This is a genomic window from Paenibacillus sp. 05T425, assembly GCF_056396205.1.
On the sequence record NZ_JBFTLA010000004.1, the window covers coordinates 408,567 to 435,463 of the forward strand.

Annotated in this window: 24 protein-coding genes and 1 riboswitch; of the genes, 19 read left to right on the forward strand and 5 right to left on the reverse strand. The window is 49.7% G+C overall.

The window, feature by feature from the left end; translation table 11 throughout:
- Window positions 1-10 precede the first annotated feature (10 nt).
- On the forward strand, window positions 11-724 hold the full coding sequence (locus tag AC1DF0_RS10930; RefSeq protein WP_442050311.1) for a pirin family protein: 714 nt from the start codon (window positions 11-13) through the stop codon (window positions 722-724).
- 7 nt (window positions 725-731) lie between these two features.
- Here AC1DF0_RS10930 and AC1DF0_RS10935 read toward each other — a convergent pair whose 3' ends face one another.
- The 4 genes from AC1DF0_RS10935 to corA all read right to left on the reverse strand — a co-directional run bounded on the left by AC1DF0_RS10935 (window position 732) and on the right by corA (window position 4,590).
- Entirely contained in the window at window positions 732-1,577 is an 846-nt protein-coding gene (locus tag AC1DF0_RS10935) for an EamA family transporter (RefSeq protein ID WP_477573932.1), read from the reverse strand.
- A 153-nt stretch (window positions 1,578-1,730) separates the two neighbouring features.
- A complete protein-coding gene (locus AC1DF0_RS10940) occupies window positions 1,731-2,540 on the reverse strand; it encodes a histidinol-phosphatase (RefSeq protein WP_477573933.1) in 810 nt (269 codons plus the stop codon).
- A 64-nt stretch (window positions 2,541-2,604) separates the two neighbouring features.
- A complete protein-coding gene (locus tag AC1DF0_RS10945; RefSeq protein WP_442050314.1) occupies window positions 2,605-3,507 on the reverse strand; it encodes a LysR family transcriptional regulator in 903 nt (300 codons plus the stop codon).
- 147 nt (window positions 3,508-3,654) lie between these two features.
- Window positions 3,655-4,590, reverse strand: a complete 936-nt coding sequence (gene corA, locus AC1DF0_RS10950; protein ID WP_337098037.1) for a magnesium/cobalt transporter CorA — start codon at window positions 4,588-4,590, stop codon at window positions 3,655-3,657.
- A 404-nt stretch (window positions 4,591-4,994) separates the two neighbouring features.
- Window positions 4,995-5,099, forward strand: a riboswitch (SAM riboswitch).
- A 105-nt stretch (window positions 5,100-5,204) separates the two neighbouring features.
- Between corA and metA the strand changes: the two genes are divergently transcribed.
- The 10 genes from metA to AC1DF0_RS11000 all read left to right on the forward strand — a co-directional run bounded on the left by metA (window position 5,205) and on the right by AC1DF0_RS11000 (window position 16,468).
- Window positions 5,205-6,128 carry a homoserine O-acetyltransferase MetA gene (metA, locus tag AC1DF0_RS10955; protein ID WP_442050315.1) on the forward strand — a complete coding sequence of 308 codons (924 nt, stop codon included), beginning with the start codon at window positions 5,205-5,207 and terminating at the stop codon, window positions 6,126-6,128.
- A 26-nt stretch (window positions 6,129-6,154) separates the two neighbouring features.
- Window positions 6,155-7,318, forward strand: coding sequence for an aminotransferase class I/II-fold pyridoxal phosphate-dependent enzyme (locus AC1DF0_RS10960; RefSeq protein WP_477573934.1), 1,164 nt, complete (start codon window positions 6,155-6,157; stop codon window positions 7,316-7,318).
- A gap of 4 nt (window positions 7,319-7,322) precedes the next feature.
- On the forward strand, window positions 7,323-8,483 hold the full coding sequence (locus AC1DF0_RS10965) for an aminotransferase class I/II-fold pyridoxal phosphate-dependent enzyme (RefSeq protein WP_477573935.1): 1,161 nt from the start codon (window positions 7,323-7,325) through the stop codon (window positions 8,481-8,483).
- 427 nt (window positions 8,484-8,910) lie between these two features.
- A complete protein-coding gene (gene mqnC, locus AC1DF0_RS10970; protein ID WP_477573936.1) occupies window positions 8,911-10,047 on the forward strand; it encodes a cyclic dehypoxanthinyl futalosine synthase in 1,137 nt (378 codons plus the stop codon).
- Window positions 10,048-10,230: 183 nt separating this feature from the next.
- Window positions 10,231-11,163, forward strand: coding sequence for a putative sporulation protein YtxC (locus tag AC1DF0_RS10975; RefSeq protein ID WP_477573937.1), 933 nt, complete (start codon window positions 10,231-10,233; stop codon window positions 11,161-11,163).
- Between the two features lie 414 nt (window positions 11,164-11,577).
- Entirely contained in the window at window positions 11,578-13,515 is a 1,938-nt protein-coding gene (gene thrS, locus AC1DF0_RS10980; RefSeq protein WP_442050320.1) for a threonine--tRNA ligase, read from the forward strand.
- A gap of 74 nt (window positions 13,516-13,589) precedes the next feature.
- Window positions 13,590-14,180: a 3D domain-containing protein gene (locus AC1DF0_RS10985; RefSeq protein WP_442050321.1), complete on the forward strand. Its 591-nt coding sequence runs from the start codon at window positions 13,590-13,592 to the stop codon at window positions 14,178-14,180.
- 63 nt (window positions 14,181-14,243) lie between these two features.
- The gene (locus AC1DF0_RS10990) at window positions 14,244-14,375 is read left to right on the forward strand and encodes a hypothetical protein (RefSeq protein WP_442050322.1); all 132 of its coding nucleotides are present in this window, start codon (window positions 14,244-14,246) and stop codon (window positions 14,373-14,375) included.
- A gap of 185 nt (window positions 14,376-14,560) precedes the next feature.
- On the forward strand, window positions 14,561-15,952 hold the full coding sequence (locus tag AC1DF0_RS10995) for a methyl-accepting chemotaxis protein (RefSeq protein WP_442050323.1): 1,392 nt from the start codon (window positions 14,561-14,563) through the stop codon (window positions 15,950-15,952).
- A 132-nt stretch (window positions 15,953-16,084) separates the two neighbouring features.
- Window positions 16,085-16,468, forward strand: a complete 384-nt coding sequence (locus AC1DF0_RS11000) for a hypothetical protein (protein WP_475823532.1) — start codon at window positions 16,085-16,087, stop codon at window positions 16,466-16,468.
- A gap of 61 nt (window positions 16,469-16,529) precedes the next feature.
- Here AC1DF0_RS11000 and AC1DF0_RS11005 read toward each other — a convergent pair whose 3' ends face one another.
- Window positions 16,530-17,822 carry an ammonium transporter gene (locus AC1DF0_RS11005; protein WP_477573938.1) on the reverse strand — a complete coding sequence of 431 codons (1,293 nt, stop codon included), beginning with the start codon at window positions 17,820-17,822 and terminating at the stop codon, window positions 16,530-16,532.
- Between the two features lie 346 nt (window positions 17,823-18,168).
- Between AC1DF0_RS11005 and liaF the strand changes: the two genes are divergently transcribed.
- From liaF to AC1DF0_RS11045, 8 genes are all read left to right on the forward strand, one after another.
- The gene (gene liaF / locus AC1DF0_RS11010; protein WP_477573939.1) at window positions 18,169-19,203 is read left to right on the forward strand and encodes a cell wall-active antibiotics response protein LiaF; all 1,035 of its coding nucleotides are present in this window, start codon (window positions 18,169-18,171) and stop codon (window positions 19,201-19,203) included.
- 5 nt (window positions 19,204-19,208) lie between these two features.
- On the forward strand, window positions 19,209-20,243 hold the full coding sequence (locus AC1DF0_RS11015) for a sensor histidine kinase (protein WP_442050327.1): 1,035 nt from the start codon (window positions 19,209-19,211) through the stop codon (window positions 20,241-20,243).
- Window positions 20,240-20,905 (forward strand): response regulator, encoded by a 666-nt coding sequence (locus AC1DF0_RS11020; protein ID WP_442050328.1) that lies wholly within the window; start codon window positions 20,240-20,242, stop codon window positions 20,903-20,905. The genes AC1DF0_RS11015 and AC1DF0_RS11020 overlap by 4 nt, the downstream gene beginning before the upstream one ends.
- 96 nt (window positions 20,906-21,001) lie before the next feature.
- Entirely contained in the window at window positions 21,002-21,409 is a 408-nt protein-coding gene (locus tag AC1DF0_RS11025; RefSeq protein WP_477573940.1) for a YugN family protein, read from the forward strand.
- Window positions 21,410-21,639: 230 nt separating this feature from the next.
- Window positions 21,640-23,301, forward strand: coding sequence for a S1C family serine protease (locus tag AC1DF0_RS11030; protein ID WP_442050330.1), 1,662 nt, complete (start codon window positions 21,640-21,642; stop codon window positions 23,299-23,301).
- 76 nt (window positions 23,302-23,377) lie between these two features.
- Complete coding sequence (locus tag AC1DF0_RS11035) at window positions 23,378-24,070, forward strand: response regulator transcription factor (RefSeq protein ID WP_442050331.1); 693 nt, start codon at window positions 23,378-23,380, stop codon at window positions 24,068-24,070.
- Window positions 24,071-24,075: 5 nt separating this feature from the next.
- The gene (locus AC1DF0_RS11040) at window positions 24,076-25,605 is read left to right on the forward strand and encodes a sensor histidine kinase (protein ID WP_477573941.1); all 1,530 of its coding nucleotides are present in this window, start codon (window positions 24,076-24,078) and stop codon (window positions 25,603-25,605) included.
- Window positions 25,606-25,645: 40 nt separating this feature from the next.
- Entirely contained in the window at window positions 25,646-26,605 is a 960-nt protein-coding gene (locus AC1DF0_RS11045) for a 4-hydroxy-3-methylbut-2-enyl diphosphate reductase (RefSeq protein WP_477573942.1), read from the forward strand.
- Window positions 26,606-26,897 lie beyond the last annotated feature (292 nt).

Below are 26,897 nucleotides of genomic sequence, written 5' to 3' on the forward strand. Positions count from 1 at the left end.
AGGGATTGATATGTTGCACATTCATCGTGCGGAAGATAGACATCAGTCGGATCACGGGTGGCTGCGTACCAGCTTTAGCTTCTCATTCGCAGATTATTATGATCCGAACAATATGCAGTTCGGCCCGATGCGTGTTTTAAATGACGACTGGATCGCTCCTTCCAAAGGGTTCGGGATGCATCCCCATCAAGAGATGGAGATCGTAACGATTGTGTTGAAAGGACATTTGGAGCATAAAGACAGCATCGGCAACACGGCAAAGACGACATGGGGCGGCATACAGCGCATGTCAGCGGGTACAGGCTTGTTTCATTCGGAATATAATCGTTCGGAGAATGAATCACTTGAATTGTTGCAAATGTGGTTTTTGCCGAAAATATCCGGTCTGAAGCCTTCTTATGAAACAACGTCGTTCGATACGGAGGGGCTGAAGGAGGGACTGACTCTTGTCGTGAGCGGGGATGAGACGAAGCAGCAGCTGGGCAGTATTGCCCGGATTCATCAGGACATGTCCATCTACCTCGCTGAGCCGCAGGAAGGCAGCAGTCATACCTATTCGCTTGAGCAAGGGAGAAAAGGATTACTGTTCGTATTAGAAGGTTCCATTCTACTGAATGGGGATACCGTGCTCGGAAGAAGAGATTCAGCGAGGATCACGGATGAGCAGGAGCTTGTCCTGACTGCATCCGAGAACAGCAGAATCATGTTGATTGATCTGCCTTAACCTTATGTCATAAACGAATAACGATTAAACCGAGCAACGTAAGTACGAAGGCTGTCCATTGCATAATGGATAGCCTTTCTTTGTATACGAGAATAGCTCCTGCTGCTACAACAAGGCTATTGGTGGCAAAGATGGGAGCTGCCAGATTAGCTTGCCCCGTCGATAATGCGACTGCATAAAGCTGAAGGCCGCCATAGGAGAAGAGGCCTGCGATTAAACCGAACCATAAACCCGTGCGAACGGATTCGCGTGAAATGTTTTTGCCAACCGGTCGAATGAACCGTAGCATCGACAAGATATAAGCAATGAACAGAATGGGAGCGCTTGGCAATCCGAGCTCCTCGGTCACCTTCAGACCGCCGTTGCGTATAGCAAACATGACGATCGCGATGCCGACGAGCCAAAACCAACGCTTTTCCGATATCGTTAACGGTTCTTTGCTCTTATGGGCGATGAAGAAGACTGCGAGCAGCAGCAGCGTTATACCGATGGCTTCGGTTGATGACAGAGGTTCGCTGTACCACCAGGTTCCAAGCGCAACGACCAAAATAATGTTCATATTCGTTAATGGCGATGTAAGGCTGGCCGGTCCGAACTCGAGCGCTTTCATAAATAGAGAGTTGCCAAGTGCTGATCCGATGCCGATTACGATTCCGGCGATCCATACTTTAGGGTTGCCAAGCATCGATATATTGCCTTCGATCGCTGAATGGATGCCGAAGCCGAGGGAGCCTGCTGCATACAAGCCGAGCAACAGCATACCAGTTGAACCGCCGCGCATTTGGGATACCTTCATCCACCAGCCGGCTAGTCCAAACAATATGGCGCTGCTGATGGCCGTGATGAGCCACATGATGTTCCAACTCCCCTAAATTTGTTACACAATTGAAATGGTTCTGTTATGAACGTATTACATTAAGGGGCTATTATAATAAACAAGACCCCCTTTTTTAATATATCTCTTGGGACCTGCGACGTGCAGGTCCACTTTTTTTGTCCAGATTGTTTATAGAGGCACGATAACCTGCTCGCGCTTCCGATAGAACACCCAATGCTTGAAGCCGATTTCCTTCAGCCTGGCACGCACGAGCTCAAGTTCGTCTCCTACCCGGCTGGGGATGTGGGCATCCGATCCGAATGTGACATTAACGCCGAAGTGGAGCGCCCTCTCTAATATCGCATCCGAAGGATACCATCCGCCAACATCTTTGGTGCTACCGGACGTATTGATTTCAATGGATACGCCGCATTCTCCGATCGTACGGAGGGTATTATCGATCGCAGCTGCCGCCGGAATATCCGAGAAGGCCGGATAATAACCCTTCATCGCATCGATATGGCCCAATATATCGAACATGCCGCTAAGCGCAGAGTGCTTAATAAGATCGTAATAGGCTTCCTTCGACTCCACATGCTGCCGTTCGTCCAGTCCCTTCCACCGATTGCGGTTGAAAATGCTGACACCTCCGACCTGATGCACTGACCCGATTAAATAATCGAACGGTACTTTAGCAAATGCTTGCCGATAGACGTCCGCATGTTCGGGATAGAAATCGGATTCCATCCCGAGCAACACTTCGATTTTACCCTCATATTTGCGCTTCAAGCGAAGCACTTCTTCTATGTAGTTGGCAAAATCGCTCCGAGCCATTGCGATTCCCGGCGATGGTTGATCCTGCTCGTGATAAAAGTAAGGGGAGTGATCGGAAATTCCGATCGCCTGAAGCCCAGCTTCCATGCCGGCAATAATGTAGTCTTCGATCGTGCCATTCGCATGGCCGCATCTAACATGATGCGTGTGAAGGTCAAATTTCATCTAGTATCGCTCCTAACTGGCGAGATAAATAAAACTATACATACGAGTGCAATTCGTTCGAATGTTATTCGGAGCTGATGAAATGGTGCTCCGGCATTCCTTTTAAGTCGCTAATGAACTGGCGCATCGCCGTATTCAAGTAACGTCCTGATTTGTAGACGACGCCTACGGGATGGCTTGTTTCGAGCTCAGTAACCTTTATCATCTTTAGTGTGCCCAGTCGAAGCTCATTGGCGATGGAAAGCTTTGACACGACGGCCGCCCCTAGATTGATCTCGACCATTCTTTTGATTTCCTCGCTGCTCGATACTTCCATGACGATATTCGGCTGAATGTTGTATTTGCGGAAAATTTGATCCACGAATCGGCGTCCAAGCGTATCCGGCGCGAGCATAATCATCGGTATGTCCTTTAATTTATCGACAGTTGTATGCGTGAGACTGCTCATGGGATGCGAGGGCGGCACAACAAGCTCGAACGTATCGTAATAAAGAACGGAGGAATGGATGTTCGGATTTTTCTCGAATAAGTACGAAATGCCGATATCGACCGAGCCGTTCTCGACACTGGCCATGACTTGCGTTGAGGACATCGTATGAATAGTCGTCTTAATTAATGGAAACTGGTTTTGAAAATAAGATAATACCCGCGGCAATATTTGAATCGCGATAGATGATGTTGTTCCGAGCACGATATGACCTTGCGGGGTTGCATGCAGATCGGAAAGCTTCTGTTTCAATTCCTCTACAATCGACAAAATTTGCTCGGCATGCTCCAAAAAAACTTGACCGTGGTCAGTCAAGGTAACGGGCTGGTTACGATCGATTAGAACGGTTTTGAATTCATCCTCAAGGGTCTTGATCTGTGCGGATACGGCAGGCTGCGTGAGGTTGAGTAGCTCGCCCGCTTTGCGGAAGCTCATCGTCTTGGAGATGGTGAGGAGCGTTTCAAGCTGGCTAATGTTCACGATAATCCTCCTTAGTCGTTACAGGCTGTTCAATAACGACCTTTCTATTATAAATGAAATATCCTTCAACGGCAAAAAAAGACCGCGTCTTCTACAGGCTGGGGAGCCTGAGTAGCGCGGTCTGAGCAGTAAGCCGTACGGCTTAGTTCAGAGCCATTCTTTTTTGCGGAAAATGTAGAACATGCAAATGCCGAGCAAAAGCATAACACCTAGCAGCACATAGGAACCGAAGCGCAAATGCAGACCAGGAATGAAGTCGAAGTTCATCCCGTAAATGCCCGTGATGAAGGTCAATGGCATGAATATGGTTGTAATCGCCGTAAATACGCGCATAATTTCATTGGCCCTGTTGGCTACGCTGGACTGGTAAGCTTCTCGTAAGTTGCCCATCAAATCGCGGTACGTGTCGAAAGACTCCGCGATCTTCAACGCATTCTCATAAATATCGCTAAAGTACTTTTGGAGCTGGTCGTCGATCAGCTTCAGGTCTTTCTTGTTAAGCGTCGCAATGACATCGCGCTGAGGACCGAGTACTTTGCGAAGCCAGAGAATCTCGCCGCGCAGACCGATAATTTCATTCAAATGCGATTTCTTCGTATGCATCAGAATGTTCTCTTCAAGCAACTCGATCCGATCGTCGATCCGATCACCGACGAGGAAATAGTTGTCGACGACAATATCGACGAGATGATATAGGAAATAGTCCGGGCTGCTGACTTCCTGCTCCCATAGGACGGGCTTCAGCGAACGCAGTTCGTTAATTTTTTGCTTCGTTACGGTAATAATAAAGTGGCGGCCGAGAAAAATGTTCAGCGCGCGCAGAAAAATTTCTTCATCGTCGAAACGGATGCTGTTAATAACGATAAAATAATGGCTTTCATAAATTTCGATCTTCGGACGCTGCTCTTCTTCGCTGAGGCAATCCTCTACAGCCAGATCATGCATGTTGAATAAAGGCTGCAGGACAGCCAAATCCTCAACATCGGCGTCAATCCAATAAAAACCCTCTTTGGGCGGTAAAAGTGTTTGATTAATGTCTTCAATAGGTGCAAATACACCATTGTTCACGAGACGTATTTTCATATGCAGTCACTCCTTCAATAAAGGTAGAGGAACTGCCGGCTCAATAGGCGGATGCGCAGGGTTAAACCCGATGTCCGCGAGCCGTGCGATGATTAGACATCATCGCGAATGAGCAAGCGTCATCGCTATCAACAGGCCTGCGGGTCGCAGAGAACCGGCAGCAACCGTATTCGGTCGATTTCGGGCTTCGGGTCGCCGTCCATGTTCGTATTCACTCCTTCTTTTAGTGGAATTACAGGACATAATTCTTGTCTAGTATACTCCTGCTTTCGCTTTACATACAAGCATAATTACAACGTTCTGCGCCTATAATGTGTTTATACGAAAACGTAAATCTTGACGCCGTCCGCGTAATGCATTAAAGTGAAAATAATTAGTAAATCGCGACAATCGAATAGACAACTTTCTTATCAAGAGCAGGCGGAGGGACTAGCCCGATGAAGCCCGGCAACCGGCGTAAGCACGGTGCTAATTCTTGCGGAAACAGTAATGTTTCTGAGAGATGAGAGAGGCGGACGGCTTCTTTACCGAGCCATAAGGCCTTTTCTCACAGCAGAAAGGGTCTTTTTGCATTTTCCGGTTGAAGAAAGCAACCTACAGAGGAGTTGAGCGACATGCCAATCAAAGTTCCAGATCATTTGCCGGCAAAAGAAATACTAAGCAACGAGAATATTTTCGTGATGGACGAGAGCATCGCTTATCATCAAGACATCCGTCCGCTTCGCATTGCCATATTGAACCTCATGCCTACGAAGGAAACGACGGAGACGCAATTGCTTCGCCTCATCGGCAACACGCCGCTTCAGGTGGAAGTGGTGCTGCTGCATCCGAAGACACATACGTCTAAGAATACATCCTCCGAGCATCTGGAATCGTTTTATAAGACGTTCCACGAAATCGCGCATGAATATTACGATGGACTCATCATAACGGGAGCTCCGGTTGAGCATATGCCGTTCGAGGACGTCAATTATTGGGAAGAGCTTAAGGAAATCATGGACTGGAGCACGAAGCGCGTCACTTCGACCTTCCATATCTGTTGGGCTGCTCAAGCAGGACTCTACCATCATTACGGCGTGCCGAAATACAATCTCGATAATAAAATGTTCGGGGTCTTCCCGCATTCGATTGAGACCGATAAGCGCAACGTTAATCTGCTCCGCGGCTTCGACGAGCTGTTCTACGTACCGCAATCGCGCCATACGGAAGTTCGCCGCGAAGACATAGATGCGATCGAGCGGCTTGATATTTTATCGGAATCGGCTGATTCCGGTGTCTATATCGTCGCCTCCCGCGATGGCAAACAGATTTTCGTAACTGGCCATTCGGAATACGATCCGGCTTCACTGAAGTACGAATACGACAGGGATAAGTCCAGAGGACTAGAAATTGACGTACCGGTCAATTATTTCCCGGGAGATAATCCAAGCAATGTACCATTGTCGACATGGAGAGCGCATGCGAACCTGCTATTCTCCAATTGGCTCAATTATTACGTTTATCAACAAACACCGTACGATTTAGGTGCCGGTATTTAATAATAATAGGGGAGTGCGTATCAAGCATGAAAATCGAAAGTCATTTGGCACAAATCGGCTCAATCAAGGAGCCTGTAACGGGAGCAGTAAGCTTCCCTGTCTATCAATCAACAGCGTTCCGCCATCCGAAGCTCGGACAAAGCACGGGATTTGACTACACCCGTACGAAGAACCCGACAAGAGCGGTATTGGAAGAAGCAGCAGCGCAGCTCGAATCCGGAGATGCTGGATTTGCCTGTAGCTCGGGCATGGCTGCTCTTCAGACGATATTCGCTTTGTTCAGCCAAGGCGATCACCTGATCGTCTCCCTAGATCTATATGGCGGTACATACCGGCTGCTTGAACGGATTATGAGCCGGTTCGGCGTTACTGCTTCTTATGTTGACACAAATGATATCGACGGCATGTCGGCGTTGTGGCAGCCGAATACGAAGGCGGTTATTATCGAGACGCCGACGAATCCGTTGATGATGATTACGGATCTTGAACGCGTATGCGCATGGGCGAAGTCCAAAGGCTTGATTACGATTGTCGACAATACGTTATTAACGCCGTACTTCCAGCGTCCGATTGAATTAGGCGCAGATGTCGTCATTCATAGCGCGACCAAATATTTGGGCGGTCACAATGACGTGCTTGCCGGTCTGATCGTGACGAAAGGCAAGGAGCTTTCCGAACAAATCGCGTTCCTGCACAATTCGATCGGCGCGGTTCTTGGGCCGCAGGATTCATGGCTGCTTATGCGCGGTATGAAGACGCTAGCGCTTCGTATGGATCGCCATCAGCATAACGCAACTGTAATAGCGAATTACCTGCTAGAGCATGAAGCGGTATCTGATGTGTACTATCCGGCGCTTAAGCATCATCCCGGCCACGATGTTCAAAGCCGCCAATCGTCTGGCAACACGGGTATCTTCTCCTTCCGCGTGAAGGATGCACGTTATATTGAGCCGATTTTGCGTCATATTAAGCTGATTGCATTCGCTGAGAGCCTCGGCGGTGTCGAATCGCTAATGACGTACCCGGCTGTTCAGACGCATGCCGATATTCCGCTTGAGATTCGCCAAGCGATTGGCGTTGACGATCGCCTTCTTCGTTTCTCGGTAGGCATTGAGCATTCGGACGACTTAATTGCTGATCTTGAGCAAGCCTTTGCTGCAGCAAAAATCGAGATCGAGGAGGGGCAGTAACAGCATGAGCGAACAGAATAACAAAAATCGCAAGTTTGCGACGAAGCTGCTTCACTTCGGCGCTGAGATCGATGAACAGACGGGCGCATCCAGCGTTCCGATCTTCCAAGCGTCAACTTTCCATCATCATGATATATTCAATCCGCCGCAATATGATTACAGCAGATCGGGTAATCCGACCCGTCAAGCGCTTGAGGATTATATAGCATTGCTTGAGGGCGGCACGCATGGTTTCGCATTCGCATCGGGCATGGCAGCGATTTCGACGACATTTCTACTATTGTCTGCAGGCGAGCATGTCATCGTAACCGAAGATGTATACGGCGGCACTTACCGACTGTTGACGACGATACTGAGCCGTCTCGGAATCGAGTCGACCTTCGTCGACATGACGGACTTCGAAGCGGTGAAGTCGGCATTGAAGCCGAATACGAAAGCGGTATTCATGGAGACGCCGTCCAATCCAACGCTTAAGATTACGAATATCGCCGAGACGACGGCTTGGGCGAAGGAGCATGGCTTGCTGACAATGCTCGACAATACGTTCATGACGCCGTATCACCAGCGTCCAATCGAACATGGCGTCGACATCGTGCTGCATAGCGCGACGAAGTTCTTGAGCGGGCATAGCGACGTGTTGGCTGGCCTTGCGGTTACAGCCGACGAAGGCCTCGGCCGCCGCTTGAAGACGTTGCAGAACGGTATGGGAACCGTACTTAGCGCGCAGGAGTCTTGGCTGCTTATGCGCGGTATGAAGACATTGCAAGCACGTATGGAGCATAGCGAACGAAGCACACGTAAGCTGGCTGAATGGCTTTCGAATCATCCGCTTGTCGAAGCCGTGTATTATCCAGGCCTAGCTGACCATCCGGGTCGTGAGATTCACGAAAGCCAATCGCTTGGCTACGGAGCGGTCGTGTCATTCGACGTAGGCAGCGGCGACAAAGCGAAGAAACTGCTTAACGCCGTGCGGATTCCGCTCGTTGCGGTAAGTCTCGGCGCCGTGGAAAGCATCCTCTCCTATCCGGCGATGATGTCCCATGCGGCGATGCCTCGTGAAGTGCGACTGGAGCGCGGCATTACGGACGGCCTCGTGCGCTATTCGGTAGGCCTCGAAGATATCGATGATCTGATTGCAGATCTAGACGCAGCGCTCCGAGCTTAATTTGCCGGGCTCGTTGGCATCACTAGCACCTAAAACGGCAGCTTACCTCAAAAGGTAAGCTGCTGTTTGTTGTCGCATCATATTTGTGATTGGATTTCATCCAATCACAACGGGGTGAGTAGCTCGTAGTTTGCCGTTTGAGTGGAATAATTACAGTCTAATAAGCTTGAAGAGATGAAAACGAGCAATATAGGCGGATTAGGGTGGATGTTTTCCACTTAAAAGCTTTAAATCTGTCTACAAGACCATTTTCACTGGATAAAATCCATTCAAATGTAGGTCGCTTCTTACAACCTTGTAGTGTTCAGCACCATACTTCTCAATATTGACAATTTGATGCGTTCGTGATGGGTTACTTTAGCGACGCGTTTATGATAGGATTATTCATTGAAAGACTAATTAGATCGGAATGAAGGAGGTCTACGGAATGAGTACGTTGGACCGTATATTGGATAAATCGCTTCGCGGCGAACGCATTACGCTGGAAGAGGGAATGGAGCTGCTTGCATCGGATCAGATCGAGAAGATGGGGCATGTAGCCAATCAAATTATGTTGAGGAAGCATCCTGAGCCGATAACGACATTCGTCGTAGGCCGCAACGTCAATTACACGAATGTGTGCGACGTATATTGCCGCTTCTGCGCGTTCTATCGCGCACCGGGTTCCAAGGAAGGTTATGTGCTGGACGATGAGCTGATTCTGAGCAAAATTCAAGAAACAGTCGACGTTGGCGGCACTGAAATATTGATGCAGGGCGGAACAAACCCGAACTTGCCGTTCACTTACTATACGGACCTGCTGCGCAAGATTAAGCAGCACTTCCCGAACATAACGATGCATTCGTTCTCGCCGGCGGAGATTCAGAAGATGAAGGTAGTATCGGACGGTTTGACGCTAGATGAAGTTATTAAGCAAATCCATGAAGCGGGGTTGGACTCGCTGCCGGGCGGCGGCGCGGAAATTCTCGATGACAGAACACGTCGCAAGATCAGCCGTCTGAAAGGGTCATGGACGGATTGGATGGACGTTATGGAGTCTGCTCACCGTCATGGCATGAACACAACGGCTACTATGGTATACGGATTAGGTGAGACGGTTGAAGAGAGAGCTCTCCACATGCTTCGCATTCGCGACGCACAGGATGAATGCATCGCGAACAAATATGATTCGAAGGGCTTCCTGGCCTTCATCTCGTGGCCGTTCCAGCCGGACAATACGAATCTGAAGCTGGAGAAAGCAAAACCGGAGGAGTATCTCCGTATTGTTGCGGCTAGCCGGATTATGCTCGACAATATCGACAACTTCCAATCGTCTTGGGTTACGATGGGGCCGGATATGGGCAAGCTTTCGTTGTCTTACGGTTGCAATGACTTCGGCAGCACGATGATTGAGGAGAACGTTGTCTCGGCCGCAGGCACGACGCACAAGGTCAATATTGAACTTATTCTTAAGTTGATCCGCGAAGCCGGCAAGATTCCTGCTCAACGGGATACGAAATACAATATTATTAAGATGTATGAAGAATCCGAGCATGCTGCAACGGACTTTGTCATGCAGAACTAGCACGCGATAAATGAGCATTAACGATAGCGCTTGTCTGATTTTTCCTATTCATAGGATTAACTCAGACAGGCGCTTTATGTTTATTGTCTTGATACCATGAATGCCCAAGCTTATTCCAATCTCTTCATCGTATATCCCCCAAGGGGAGACCATATACTGATAAGGAACGAAAGGGGTGAGCTCATGGAGCTGTTTACTGTATCGTTGTCTGCAAGCGCACCGCCTAGGGCGGGCGAATTAGCCAAATCAATGACAGAACAAGCGGTCGTTGCTTTACATATCGACTCAAACGCGCAAACAGCCGCAGCAGTTGAGTTTCTGATGACTAGCGGGCATGATATTCGTTGCGACGCCGTACTGCCGGCTTTTCAATTGCAGTCGCATGGGCCGAGCGTTTATAGGGCGACCTCGAGCGTTTTGGCCGAATATGTGGTGAATGAGCTGGAGTCTGGCATACTAGCCTCCATCATTCGCAAGAAATATCGGAACAATCCGAACGCCGAACCAGCAGTTATTGAGAAATATTGCCATGAAATGCTGCACGGCAAAGAGTGGGACGGCCTTGGGACGAAGTTTCTGGATGCGGATCGGCAACGGCGCAAAAACAAAGTAGCCGAAGAAATTGAATCGTATTTGCAGACACATACGCATCTAAATTTGGCTGGTTTTGCAACGTTTCGCTTAGAGCTGTATCGCAAGGAGCTTGCCGAGGTGGTCGAGTATGCGCTCGACGAATACGTGCTTGATAAGCAGTATCAAGAGTTCATCTCGCTGCTCAAGTATTTCGTGTTTCTTCAAGAAACGAAAGTGCCGCATGTGCATTTGCTTCACAAAGGCGGACATGAGTTCTCGATCTACAATGAGTTTTTTCAACCGCTTGAACCGAAGCCGCCATCCGATCGAATCGTAGCTGAGATGCTGGAGACGGAGATGAATATTGAAGACATGGTTATAAGCTCGCTAATCTCCGTATCGCCGAAGCATATTACGATCCATACGAGACAGCCGGATATGCAGGTGATACGCACGATTGAGACGATCTTCGACTCGAGAGTAACGGTATGCGTGAAATGCGCTTCCTGCAGCAGCAGCTTCGATGAGCTCGTTCAGCCTTAATTTTCTTGACCGATAGCGCCAACAACGCTATAATGGTTCACATATACGATGTGAACAGCAACGACAAAGACATGTATTGGCTAACGGTGCTCGGCTCAGAGAGAGGAAACGACGGCTGCAATTTCCTTCCGAACATAAGACAATATACCCCTTTGAAGCTGTACAGTTGAACCTGAAGCGTTATCGGATTTGTCCGAATAGCACAAAGCAGTAAGCTGTACCGGTTATCCCCGTTATCGGATATTTACAAGGACTGCGGTGAAGCAATAGCAAGCAGTCGAAGTAGGGTGGAACCACGGGTATGCAAGCACTCGTCCCTTCGCGGGATGCGTGCTTTTTTTGCGTTCAAATAACGCTATGAATGACGCTCTCGCTGCAGCAATAGTCGATGAACACACAGGAGGATGAAGGATAATGGCAATTCAAGTGACTTTCCCGGATGGCGCGGTACGCGAGTACGAAGCCGGAACCACAGTTGAAGAAGTAGCGGGCTCGATTAGCTCCGGACTTAAGAAAAATGCGATTGCAGGTAAAATTAACGGCAAGGTAGTAGACGTCTACACGCCGATCGAATCGGACAGCGCGATAGAGATCGTAACCGTAGAATCGGCTGACGGTCTTGAAGTATATCGCCACAGCACGGCGCATCTAATGGCGCAAGCGATCAAGCGAATCTATGGCGACACAGCCGTAAAGCTTGGTATCGGTCCCGTCATCGAAGACGGCTTCTATTATGATATTGACATGGAGCAGTCGCTTACACCCGAAGATCTTGTGAAGATCGAGAAAGAAATGGAGAAGATCGTCCAGCAAAATCTCGATATTCGCCGCCGCGTTGTAAGCAGAGCGGAAGCGCTGGATATCTTCACGAAGCTTGGCGACAACCTGAAGCTCGAGCTCATTCGCGATCTGCCAGAAGAGTCGGTTATAACCATGTACGATCAAGGCGAGTTCTTCGACTTGTGCCGCGGACCTCATCTGCCGTCTACTGGCCGTATCAAAGCGTTCAAGCTGCTTAGCGTCGCAGGAGCTTACTGGCGCGGGGATTCGAAGAACAAGATGCTGCAGCGTATTTACGGAACGGCATTCCCTAAGAAAGCGCAGCTTGACGAGCACCTTCACTTCCTAGAGGAAGCGAAGAAGCGCGACCACCGCAAGCTCGGCCGCGAGCTGAAGATGTTCACATTCTCCCGTGAAGTCGGTCAAGGTCTGCCGCTATGGCTGCCGAACGGCTCGAAGGTTCGCAGAACGATGGAGCGTTATATCGTTGACCTGGAAGAGCGTCTAGGCTATGAGCATGTGTACACGCCAGTACTGGCTAACGTGGAACTGTACAAAACGTCCGGCCACTGGGAGCACTACAGCGAGGATATGTTCCCTACAATGGTTATGGACAACGAAGAACTTGTCCTTCGTCCGATGAACTGCCCGCATCATATGATGGTATTCAAAAGCGATATGCGCAGCTACCGTGATCTGCCTGTCCGTATTGCGGAGCTCGGCACGATGCACCGTTACGAAATGTCCGGTGCGCTTACAGGTCTTCACCGTGTTCGCGCCATGACGCTGAATGACGCACACATCTTCTGTCGTCCGGATCAAATCAAGGAAGAATTCGCTCGTGTCGTTAACTTAATTCGCAAAGTGTATGAGGATTTCGGTATTAAGGAATACCGTTTCCGCTTGTCGTACCGCGATCCGAAGGATACGGAGAAGTATTTCCAAAACGACGAGATGTGGGAAATGTCGCAACGTATGCTGCGCGAGGTTGTAGAGGAGCTCGATCTTCCATTCTTCGAGGCCGAAGGCGAGGCTGCGTTCTACGGTCCGAAGCTCGACGTACAGATCAAGACGGCCCTTGGCAAGGAAGAGACGCTCTCCACTGCACAGCTCGATTTCCTGCTTCCTGAGCGCTTTGAGCTTGAATATATTGGCGACGACGGCAAGAAGCACCGCCCTGTCGTTATTCACCGCGGCATTATTAGTACGATGGAGCGTATGACGGCGTTCTTGCTTGAGAACTTCGCCGGCGCATTGCCGCTGTGGCTTTCGCCGGTACAAGCGAAGGTCATTCCTGTATCGACAGCGTATGAGGAATATGCGCGCAGCGTTGCCGAACAATTGCAAGCAAGCGGCATTCGCGTAGAGAGTGATCTCCGCAACGAGAAGCTTGGTTACAAGATCCGCGAAGCACAGCTTGAGAAAGCGCCGTACATGCTCGTTGTCGGCGAGAACGAGATGCAAGCGGGTGCGGTTTCGGTCCGCAAACGCGGAGAAGGCGACATCGGCGCTATGCCAGTCGCAGAATTGATCGGTCTGCTTCAGAAGCAGATCGCCGAGAAGCACCAATAAGCCAAATCAAAAGCGATAACGCATAAAGCTTGTGCCGTCTGGGCATTATTCTCTGTGAGGAGGAAGTAGCCCAGATGGTAACAAGCTTTTACTATTGGATCAAAGCAATCCCGTTACTGCTCTACATGGCGATCATTGCTGTAGCTATGAATATGACGGCTGCAGCTAGCGTCTCAGCGGAAGGGGATGCCGCATCGCGGCATATGAGCGCAGAACAAATGGCGAGAGTCCAAGCATATACGAAGCAGAAGGAGCAGCCGGATACGGTCAAGGTCGTAGCGACAGGCTACACGGCCGGAGTAGAATCGACAGGCAAGCGTCCGGGTCATCCGCAATACGGTATTACGTATTCCGGCGTCAAGGTGAGGCGAGATCAAGTGTCTACGATTGCCGCTGACCCCAAGTTTCTGCCGATTGGCACGCTTCTTTATATTCCGGGGTACGGCTATGGCGTTGTAGCCGATACGGGCAAGGCGATCAAGGGTAACAAAATCGATCTATACTTCGAGACGATCAAAGAAGTATACGAGCAATGGGGCAAGCGAACGGTCGACGTTCAGGTGCTTAGACGGGGGTCGGGAAAGCTGTCTCAATCATGGTTAAACCAAATCAATCAAGCGGTTGAAGCCGGCAAGCCGATCCCTCAAACATACCTCGAATCGTGACGAAATGGTCGAATAATAAGGTACAAACTTGCCATACTATTGATGGACGGGGAGGTGAATACAATGGCAAAGAACAAAAACAACAAAGCACAGAACAACCAGTACAATGCCGAATTCGCTGAAGAGTTCAATCAGAACAATTCCAATGCGGCTGGCAAACAATCGAACGCTGTGCAGCAAAAAGCGCAGAAGTAACGTTAGCGACATAAGCGCGTAACTGAAACAACCAATACAAAGCGATAATGCCGCCATAGGTTTTCCTATGGCGGCTTCTTCGTATGATATGAAGGTGCATCTGAAAGCGCTTTACACCTGTCGAATGCTAGTATATAATGTAGGAAATTTTTGTATTATGATGCTGAGAGGGGCGGAAATTTGTCATGAGCGCTGTCACACGTTGGTTTTCACGTAATAACTCGTCTGCAGAAGGTGCTTCTGCCGGGGAACAGCATGAACGGATGACGAAGCTGTTGAACGAATCGGTCGTCATTTCCGACCAATTGAATGCAGCGGTAGACGAGGTAGATCAAACGATCGGCCATCTCACTGATATTGCGGATCAGTCCGCCGTGCAAGAGCAGTCGCTTCGCGCCAAGAGTTCTCTCGCGATGAGCAGAATCGAGGAGACATTCGCCGCCTTGCAAGAAGTATCGTCTGCGGCAGAGGAAATAAATGAAGCGTCAGAACATCTGAACAAGAAGAGTAAAGAAACGAAGGAAGTCGTCATCGAGGTATGCCGCTCCCTCACAAGCACCGATCAGGTTATGAGCGATCTGAACGCACATAATCAGAATATGGAGCAGCACATCCGTCAGTTGATCGACCAGACCTCATACATAAATGAAATTAACCAATTTATTCAAGAAATTGTGTCCCAGACCTCGCTTCTGGCGCTGAACGCTTCGATTGAAGCAGCCCATGCCGGCGAATACGGACGCGGGTTCGCCGTTGTTGCCCAGCAGATCAAGAAACTTGCCGAGCAAAGCGGAGAAGCTGTTAAGCGCTCATCCGAGCTTGTCGAACAGATCGAGAGCGGTGTTAAGCTCGTTGTCGACGCGGTTGAACTGGAGAAAGCGTCCGTTGAGCGAGGCGTTGCCGAAATGTCGGTCAACAAGGAACGGATGGACGTTATTTTCTCGCGCATCATTGAAGTAGATGAGCTTGTGCAGCAGACGAGTGCGGCCAGCAGTCAGCAGACGGCACATATGACAGGTACGACATTGATGCTGAAGGATGTTGTTGGTTCTGTTGATGAGACGCTCCAAAGCGTGGACGGCACGCTTCGGATGACGAAGAAGCAGCGTGAACAGATTGGCAAGCTGAACCGTATCGGCCGTAACCTGCAGCGCTCTTCCGCCGATCTGACGAAAGCGATCGATCAAGTGGGCATTAAACGATTGGACAAGACAGTGAAAGTCAACGTCCAGTCGCTGCTGGAATGGCTAAGAGCCGTGGCGGCCGATCAAGAGCTTGCATCGCTTGACGAAGCGAAGCACGAAGCAAGACTGACCGAGCTGCTTCGCTCGAAGCCGGAGATTGAAGCGATATGGTCCAATCGGGATGACGGATCGTTCCTATTCTCCCTTCCGGAGGCAGGCTTGCTGAATGCAAAGGGACGTGATTGGTGGAAGCGGGCCATTACAGGTCAGACGTTTCAATCGGAGATATACGTATCGGCGATTACAAAGCAGCTATGCTTGACCATATCCGTTCCGATCGTGAAGGATGGAGCTAAGATCATAGGCGTCATAGGAGCCGATATTTCATTATAGGAATATTCAACTTGCACAAAAAATAGCTGACATGGACAACATTCAGACAAAAAAACAGTTTTCAAACCGCCTTTACTTGTTGTATGATTATCAATGTAAGTAATAATCACATGACAAGACAGGTGAACTATCATGGTAGATCCGATTATTCATACGGCCTATAGCCGCACGTCACATCATTATAAAGCGGGCGAAGTATTTCCGTTTATTGACGCTTTCGTAGCGAAGAAGGAACAGGAAATTACGGAAATCGAACAAATGGTCGAGCGTTACGAGAAGCGCCGCTTAATGGAGGATCGCGCCTACCAATCCATGTCTACGCTCAAGAGGCTGCTATCCGGCAAGAAACCGGATCATCACTTGGCAGTCGAATATATTCATTTCGTGAAGAAGCCAATGGAGAAGGTACGTGCCCTAAGGCTGGAGATTGAGAATGCAAGATCGATTCAAAGCCGTGCTTCTGCGAATGACATCGTATCGGTATCGGATGAGCTTGCAGTTGAGATGATCGATTAATTAACATCATATATAGAAGAAGAACCGTCAGATCGTATATGCGATCCGACGGTTCTTTTTTTTAATTGCTTTTCAGTTTATCGACATCAAGGAAGTCATGCTCCTGACTGTAGGCTGGTACGCCGTGAATGCCGACATCGAGACCGACCAATTCTTCGTCCTTCGATACGCGAACGGGAATGATTTTGCGAATAAGCCATAACACGCCCCATGTGATAACGAAGCCCCACACCGACACAATAACGAGTCCAAGCGCTTGTACGCCTAGCAGGCTCCAGCCTCCGCCGTAGAACAGGCCGTAATAGCCTTTGCCGATTCCCGCAGTCAGCTCCGGCATTGCGAACAAGCCGACGGCGATTGTGCCAAGACTGCCGCTAATGCCATGAACCGCGAACGCGCCGACGGGATCGTCGATTTGTTTCTTCTCCAGCCATTCCGTTACGAGCACCATTGCGATGCCGCAGACAGCGCCGATGCCGATTGCCGCGCCATCGGATACGAATGCGCAGCCGGCTGTAATGCCGACAAGCCCTGCAAGCGAGCCGTTAATGACCATCGGCGGGTCAGCCTTCTTGTAGCGGAACATCGTGAACAGGATACAAGTTGCCCCGCCGGCGGCAGCCGACAGCATCGTCGTGACGGCGATATGGCCGATTGCAGTGTTGGTTGCGCTAAGCGTACTGCCTGCATTGAAGCCGAACCAGCCAAACCAAAGAATGAACGCTCCAACCGAGGCGAGCGGCAGATTGGAAGGAGGCACGATATTGACTTTGCCGTCAGCCATGAATTTGCCGATACGCGGGCCGATGAAGATCGCAGCGGCAAGCGCCGAGAAACCTCCGAGCGCGTGAATGACGGCTGAGCCTGCGAAGTCGATCATGCCTAGTTTGCCGATAAATCCGTTGCCTGACCAGACCCAATGTCCCGCAAGCGGGTAGATAAGGCCGGTCATCGCGATAGTCAGCAAAATATAAGCTCTAAAGTTGATTCTCTCTGCGACTGCGCCGGATACGATAGAAATAACTGCGATTACAAAGGCGCACTGGAACAGCCAATACGTTTCATTGGAAATGTTCAATTGGATATGCGATAGATCGCCATTCATTAGAAAGCCTGTCGTACCGATAAGGCCGCCGGCGTCCTTGCCGTACATAAATGCAAAGCCGATAAAGTAAAAGACGAGTGCGCCGAATGCAATATCCACGAATACTTTCATAATAATACTGACAGCGTTCTTCTGCCTTACGAAGCCTGCTTCCAGTAAAGCGAAGCCGCCCTCCATAAGTAAAATCATCGCCGCCGTCAAAACGACCCATATCGTATCCAGTCCCTTTGACAGTTCTATAATGTCCATTGTTGTCATCCCCGATCGTCATGTCATGTATGGTTCGCGAATATGCAGCTATTGCCGTCCAGGATGCATTAACCGATAACGCTTATCTCTTTCTCCTAATCCGTTCATCATTATAAATAGTAGGAGTTAGCTATGTCAACGTCCTTGCGTTATGTTTTGTAACGCATGTCAGCTATTTTTGGCGTGATAGGTAGAAAAAAGCCGGTTTTGATCGACAAGTCGTAAGTAATCTCAGTCTCTAGACCGATTCACATTTCAATCGGCCGTCCCTTTTTATAATGCCATGTCGTCCGTTATACTAGAGCTATCACATTCAAAGGCGCAGTCTTGAAGGAGTTGGATAGGGATGAACGGAAATTTTTTCGGGCGATTGTTAACCGGGGTCGTCATCATAGCGATAGGCATCATGTTTTTGTTGCGACAGATGGGACATGTAAGCTTTGATTTCGGCGAAGTGTTCTCAACGTATTGGCCGGTTATCATTATTTATACTGGCTTACACGGATTAATCAGAGGGTCTGGCTGGTGGAACGGCATTGTGCTCATCGTCGGATTCGTCTTCTTGGGACGCAACCTCGAATGGTTCGACTGGTCGCTTGGAGATATTATTCCTTATTTATGGCCGATTATTATTATCGTAGTAGGCTTTAAGATGCTTTGGAGGCCGAGACGCAATTATGATCCGCCTTCTGACGATTGGGAGCAGTATCCTTTCTCAAGTGATGAAGACGTGCCTCCGGCGCCGCCACTTCATCCGGACCCATTAAAAGGACCGAACCTAAAGAAGGAAGCTAATCCGGAGCTGGTGAAGCCTGACGATCGTTCAGGAAGCTGGACGTTCTCGCCGGGCGCAGATTACGGGGTAGAGGATCCGCCAGTCAAAAAGCATAGTAAGCACTGGACCCATCATCAGCAGCATCGTGCCTACAAAGAATGGAAGCATCACATGAAGCATGGCCACCATATGGAGCATGTGGAATGGTGGAATCATGGCGATAAGGGCGTGCAGAGCAGATCCGGTTTTATCGGCGATATTCATATCGGGCAAGACTACTGGGAGCTTAAGCCGCTTAACGTGTCGCACTTCATCGGAGATACCATTCTCGATCTGACGAAGGCGCAAGTGGCGGTCGGAGAAACGAGAATCCATATTTCATCGTTTATCGGCGATGTGAAGGTGTTCGTGCCGAACGACTACGAGATTGGCGTACAGGTGCTGACAAGCTCGTTCATCGGCGATGTAAAGATATTGGATCGGAAAGAGGGCGGCATGTTCAAGCATATCAACATTCAATCCCCTTCTTACAGCGATTCGGATAAAAAAATCAAGCTGATCGTCAGCACCTTTATCGGCGATGTGCGTGTTACGAAGGTGGGGTAACGGGGATGATGGTACGTTTCCTTCGAAGCGGCAAGTGGGAGCTGATCGCGATGTTCGTGGCAGCTTCGGTCGTTTCGTTCGTACTCGCCGCTGTTACATGGAGCGGATTGAAGAATGAGACACCAATGACGGAAGTTCGCCTCGGGGCGGCCTCCGTCTTCCTGCTTGTCAGCGTCGTCTTCGGCTACTGGGCGGCACAGCGCATTCAGAGACGGATCGATACGCTTCATCTGTCGTTCAAGCAGGCGGCTAACGGCAATTACAGTGTTCGAATTACGGAGTTCGGCCACGTCTCGTTCAATGAGCTGTATCGCGAATTCAATGCGCTTGCGGAACAGATGGAAGAGAAGATGAAATGGATTCAGATGGTAGGCGAGGAGCAGATCATGGAGGGGGCGCTTTCGAATGAGGCCGCTGTTCTCGAAGAGCGGAAGCGGCTTGCGAGAGACTTGCATGATACGGTTAGCCAACAACTGTTCGCTATTCATATGTGCGCCTCGTCGCTGCCTAAGCTGCAGCAGGTTGACCGTGAGCGTGCGGATTCGGTTATGGAGCAGCTTGTCCAAATGTCGAACACGGCACAGAAGCAGATGCGCAACTTCATTGCCCAGCTAAGGCCGATGGAGCTGGAAGGCCAAACGCTGCATGAGGCGCTTAACAAATGGTTTCCCGATTATTGCCGGCAAAACAATTTGCAAGGTGTGCTGGAATGGCGGTTGATGGGCGAGCTGTCCGAAGCGAAGGAGCATCAGCTATTCCTTATTATTCAGGAAGCGATTGCGAATGTAGTGAAGCATGCGAGAGCAAGTCAATGTACGCTAACGCTTGCGGATACGGAACGGCAAGTCGTCATGAGCTTGCAGGATGACGGGGAAGGCTTCAAGGTTAGCGACGTAAAGCGCGGTTCCTACGGCCTAACGACGATGCAGGAGCGGGCGCAGAAGCTTGGCGGCAAGACGGAAATACTGAGTAAACCTGGCAGCGGCACGAGAGTGAAAGTGACAATACCAACGATATGGCGGGGAGAGAACAGGAAATGAGCGTAACGGATACGATTAAGATGATGATCGTTGACGATCACGATATGGTTAGGACAGGGCTGCGGACTTATCTGATGCTTGAGCCGAAGTTTGAAGTCATTGCCGAAGCGGGAAGCGGGCAAGAAGCGCTGAATGTGCTTGGCAACAGATCGCAGGAGACGTTGCCTGACATGATCCTGATGGATTTAATGATGCCGGGAATGGACGGGATCGAGACGACGAGAGCTGTATTGGCTAAATATCCGAATATAAAGATTGTGATGCTCACAAGTTTCCTGGAGGATGACAAAGTCTACGGGGCGATCGAGGCGGGAGCGACCAGCTATGTGCTGAAGACGGTATCGTCCGAAGAGCTGATCTATGCGCTCGGCGCCGCATTCAAAGGAATGCCGGTTATGACCGCGGACGTCTCGCAGGCGCTGACGAGAGGCTTGCGTCAACGGACGGCGCAATCCGGCGACGAAGGCCTTACGGAGCGTGAGAAGGAAGTGCTGCTGCTCATTGCCGACGGTCAATCCAATAAGGAGATTGCCGAGGAGCTTCATATTAGTATCAAAACGGTCAAGACGCATGTCAGCAATCTATTGATGAAATGCGAGCTAGAGGATCGTACGCAGCTTGCGGTGCTTGCGCATCGCAAAGGCTGGGCGAAGCGCACATAATATGGCACGAGGCGGTTATACTACCTTTTAACGTACGTTCAGTAAGCAGCGAATGCGAATACGGGCGTAAGCGCAAGCGAAAAGGAGTAGACTGTCATGAAATTTATTTCATCATCGCTAGAGTCCATCGAACAGAACTTCAATGAAGCCAGAGCGGTGCTTGAGCAGCATCAATTTACTTTGGGAGGCAACTGGGAGTATAGCAACGGCTCCTTCGACCGAGCGCTGGATGAATCCCATAAAGTATGGCTTCGTATTCCGTTTGATGTCGTAACCGGCTATATCGATAGCGAGACAACGGAGAACGATGCAACGATTAGACTTGGCAAGCCGTATGTGCTTAAGCATATTTATCAAGAGGGCAATGATCCCGAAGCTTCAATAAGAACCTTTGGCGCAATGTTCGATCAGTTCCAATCACCCTCTAATCCCGATGCACCGGTCGAGGATCGTTGGATTACGCGCGCGAAGCAGGCGATAACCGAGGTTGAGGGGTTATTTTAATTGTTGAATTGAGATGAATGAAATAACTGGAACTTCTCCTGTTAAGAGAAATTCCAGTTATTCGTCAGTCTCGAAATAACTCCGATGGGAGTTTTTTTTATTTCTGTTTAAATTCCTTTTAAGTTTGTTTTAAGGTAGAATGTGCATGATAGAACTAATCAAACGAGCTCGCCTCTCACGGAATACGAGAGTAGAGGCATGAACGATATCCTTCAAGGAGGCTTAACACGATGGACGATCAAAACAACAAAAAAGGCTATGATGAGTTTTTTCGCGATCATAATGAGGAGCAGCAAGACGCAAGCGGAACAAATGAGCAGGAGCAGTATGAAGCGGAGCCGATAGCTTCGGACCTTCCTGAACAGACAGCTAAGCCTTCCTACTATTATTCATATGGACCATTCAAAGCCGGCGCTCAATCCGATTCCTCGCAGCCGAATCGTTATCAATCGGCTGGATCGCAGCCGCAGCCGGAGCAACTACAGGCAAATTCATTGCAGACTACTAATGCTGATGCTAATGATACGACTTACGAAACTTCCGATGCAGACGATAACGTTAATGCACCTCAGCCCGTACAGCAACAAATTCGTCCATTCACGCCGGTTAGCCCTGGGGGCAAAGGTCCTTGGACGGTCAGAGAGCCGAAGCGCACCTCTTTCAAAGCGATGTTCGCCTCGTTCCTTGCTGGTGTCGTTCTCGTAGGCGGTCTGATGTGGACGGCAGACACGCGCAACTGGTTCACGGCGGATCAAGTGCAAGCAACCGTGAAAGAATCGACGGGCAGCGGCACACAAGCCGGAGCGGGCAGCACGGCAGGCGGTTCAGCCTCAACGGCAGCTGCTCGGACGGATGATATTGCCGGTCTGTTCGAAACGGCAAGTCCAGCAGTCGTGAAGATCGAGACGTTCACGAACGTATCGACCGGCAACGGCGGCAGCATGCTGGATGATTCCTTCTTCCGCCAGTTCTTCGGCAATGACTTCCCTGACTCGCAGCAGCAGCCAGAGCAAGGCAATGATGATCAAATGCAGCAGACGGGCATCGGAACAGGCTTCTTCTTCGACAAGTCCGGTTATATTCTTACGAACCAGCATGTTGTCGGTGAATCTGACAAAATCGAGGTCATCGTGCAAGGCTATGATAAGCCGTTCACGGCTGAGCTGCTAGGATCAAGTTATGAATTAGACCTTGCTGTGCTTAAAGTGACAGGAGAAAAGGAATTCCCGACCTTGCCGCTGGGCAGCTCAGATAACATTAATATCGGCGACACCGTCGTTGCGATCGGCAATCCGTACGGCTTCGATCATACCGTAACCGTCGGCGTGCTAAGCGCGAAGGAACGTCCGATCGATATTCAAGATACGCAAGGCGAGCGCAACTATGAGCATTTGCTGCAGACTGACGCTTCGATTAACCCAGGTAACTCTGGAGGCCCGCTGCTCAATCTGAACGGCGAAGTCGTAGGTATCAATACAGCTGTTAGTTCGCAAGCACAAGGCATCGGCTTTGCCATTCCGACAAGTACGATCCAAGAGGTGCTTGATAGTCTTAAGAGCAATGTAGAAATTCCGAAGGAAGCTATTCCGTTCATCGGAGCGGAGCTATCCGATGTGACAGAAGAGATCGCGAAGCAACTTGGACTGAGCAAGGCTGAAGGATCAATCGTACGCAACGTGTACTACAAATCGCCTGCACATTTGGGCGGCATCCAACAGTATGACGTTATCGTGGGAATCGATGGCAAGAAATACAGCAATACGCAATCGTTAATCGAGGCGATTAAGAAGCACAAAGTTGACGACAAAGTGGAACTGAATATTATCCGCCAAGGCAAAGAGCAAAATGTCGAGGTCGTCATCGGCGACAAAAATAAATTCGTTACAGAGTAAGCGAGCATCGCAAATAAGAGCGCAGAGCCATACACACTCTGCGCTTTTTGCTGCAAGGAGAAAAAGGAGAATACGTATGAGACAACATATTGTAGTCGTAGATGATGATGACAAAATCATTTCGTTATTGCGCAGAAGCTTGGCATTCGAGGGATATGAGGTCACTACCGCGTCCAATGGGGCGGAAGGGTTAAAGGCTTTGCTTGGAGCAGACCCTGATCTGCTTATATTGGATGTCATGATGCCGCAAATCGACGGTTGGGAAGTGTGCAGGAGGGTTCGCGAGGGCGGCAGCACCGTGCCGATTCTCATGCTCACGGCGAAGGACGATATTAATGATCGCGTAAGAGGGCTCGATCTTGGCGCAGACGATTATTTAGTTAAGCCGTTCGCGCTGGAGGAGCTGCTCGCCCGCGTCCGCGCGCTGCTGCGCCGCAAGTCGGACAAGCTAGAGGAACAAACCAGCCAATTGATCTATGAGGATCTTGCGCTTGATATGGACGCTAGAGAAGCCATTCGCGCTAGCCGCCGCATCGAGCTGACGAGCAAGGAGTATGATCTATTGCTATTCTTCATGCAGAATCCGCGCCGAGTGCTGACCCGTGACTCCATCATGGAAAAAATATGGGGCTATGACTTCAGCGGCGAATCGAATGTGCTTGAAGTATATATTGCAATGCTCCGCCAAAAGGTTGAAGAGGGCGGAGGAAGCAGGCTTATACAAACGGTACGCGGTACTGGCTATGTGTTGCGAGGAGAGGCAGGTTAAGCGCTATGTCAATCCGTCTTCGCCTTACGCTTTGGTATTCCGGCTTGCTTGCCGGGACGCTTATCGCCGTAGGGCTAGTCGTTTATTTATTCGTCAACTGGAATACGTACGCAGAGGCCAAGGAACAGCTTAAGGCGCAAAACAGTACGATATTCGTACAGCCAACGGTAAACTTTCTGGATGAAAATGAATGGAACTTCCAAATCGCCCGTATTGGCAGAGGACCAGAACAAAAAAAAATTTATATGCAGATAGTGAGTTATAAAGACGGTGTTGTAAGACAAGAGGATCAGCTAAGACAATATGGTACGATTATTCCTTATCCAGAGGCAGACAAGGATCCAAAGGAAGGTTTTCGCAAAGTTAAAGTCACAATAAATAACGACAAATTCGATATGCTTACCTACCAACGCCCGATTGAGCTTGAGGATGGCACATTAATCGGCATTTTGCAGCTCGCTGTATTTTCCAATAATGAAGAGGATTTTTTGAGGGGACTTCGGACGATCCTTATTTTCTCCTCTCTGTTCGTCATCCTTATAGCCTTCACAGGCGGCTTGTTCATCGCGCGCCAGGCGCTCCGCCCAATTGAACGCGTTATTCGGGCGACGGAGCAAATCGAGAAAGGCTCGGAGTTGAATATGCGGATACCGGCAGCCGAATCCAATGATGAGATTGGAAGGCTCGTTCATACGCTCAATATGATGTTATCCAGAATGGAGCTTGCCTACAATGAGCTCGATGAGTCATATAAGGCGCAGCGCAGGTTCGTATCGGATGCGTCGCATGAGCTTCGTACGCCGCTCACGACCATTCGCGGCAATATCGATCTGCTGGAGCGGATGTGGACTCGCATTAAGGAAACGAACCCTGAGAAGGGAAGCGGAGATTGGCTGCCGTTCGATATGGAGCATTGGGATATGTCGCGGGAAGCGATGAGCGATATATCGGCGGAAGCGAAGCGAATGAGCACGTTGGTCAACGATTTGCTTGCGCTTGCGAGAGCGGATGCCGGTTATGTCATGGAAAAGGAACATCTGGCGCTGCTCCCTATCGCGGAAGAGGTCGCTCGGAGAGCTCAGCTGCTTCCGCGGAAAGCGGAGTGGATAATTGGCGATCTATCCGCTCTGAACGGCGTATATGTCAAGGGTAATCATGATTATTTGCAGCAGCTGTTGTTCATATTTATCGAGAATGCCTTTAAGTATACGGAGCGCGGTCATATCGAGCTTGGCGCATTGCGAGGCAATGGACAAATCGGCATTACGGTTGAGGATTCAGGCATTGGCATGAATCCCGACGAGATCCCGCATATTTTCGATCGGTTCTATCGCGCTGACGAATCACGCGGCGTTACGGTGGGAACGGGGCTTGGATTATCAATCGCCAAGTGGATTATCGACGAGCATCAGGGGTCGGTGGAAGTGACGACGCGCGAGGGCGAAGGGACGAAGTTTACAATATGGCTGCCAGTAGTCTTTTCCGGGAACGCTCCTTCGACTATAATAGAAGGAACGGATCATTTAATCGAGTAGTTATAATAGGGCGTATCCGGTAAGAAAGCAGGTGCAATAGATGGAAATTGTCAAAATATCGCCGCGCGGTTACTGCTACGGTGTTGTCGATGCGATGGTGCTTGCCTTGCAAACGGCGAAGAACCTTGAATTGCCGCGGCCAATCTATATTCTTGGCATGATTGTTCATAACGCTCATGTAACGGAAGCGTTCGAGCAGGAGGGCGTTATTACGCTTGACGGGGCGAATCGTTTGGAAATATTGGATCAGATCGAAGAGGGAACTGTTATTTTCACGGCTCATGGCGTATCTCCTGAGGTGCGCAAGCGAGCCCGTGATAAGGGGTTGTCCGTCGTTGACGCGACCTGTCCTGACGTAACGAAGACGCACGACCTGATCCGCGAGAAGACGGCTGAAGGTTATCATATTATTTATATCGGGAAGAAAGGTCATCCCGAGCCGGAAGGCGCCATCGGCGTTGCGCCGGATATGGTGCATCTGATCGAGAAGGAAGAAGAGATCGATTCTCTTCAAGTGCCTGAAGGGCGTCTCATCATTACGAATCAAACAACGATGTCCCAGTGGGATATTCGGCATATTATTCAGAAGCTATCGGAGAAGTTTCCCACTGCTGAGGTTCATAACGAGATTTGCCTTGCTACCCAAGTGCGGCAAGAAGCCGTTGCAGGTCAAGCGGGCACGGCTCAGCTCTGCATCGTCGTTGGCGACCCCCGTAGCAACAACTCGAACCGCTTAGCGCAGGTATCTGAGGAAATTGCGGGAGTGAAGGCGTACCGGGTAGCTGATGTATCAGAGATTGAGCGAGAGTGGCTGATCGGTATTGAACGAGTAGCCGTCACTTCCGGCGCATCTACGCCGACGCCGTTAACGAAAGAGGTTATTGCTTACTTGGAGCAGTACGACGATAACAATCCCGACACATGGGAGATTAAGCGTACGGTTAATATGAATAAGCTGCTTCCGAACATTAAGATTAAGAGCGCTAGCGCTGCCGAGTAACAGGGCACGTTAACTAAGAGGAAATTAGGTCGATGCTGCGGGCTTCAGATTTGAAGCAAAGCGGTACCGGCCTATTTCTGCTGTAGCCTGCAATTGTTGATTAGGCAACGGCAGTAAACTCAGCCACAGAAAAAACGGGTTGACGGATACGGTTATTTCTTGTATATTTACTTTAGCGATTAAAAGCGTAGAAGCTTCACAGCGTATAAGCTTAAAAGCGTATAAGCGTTGCAGTGTGAATGATGAAGATGTGACCAAGGAAAAATCATATAAAATAATAGGAGTGATTCAA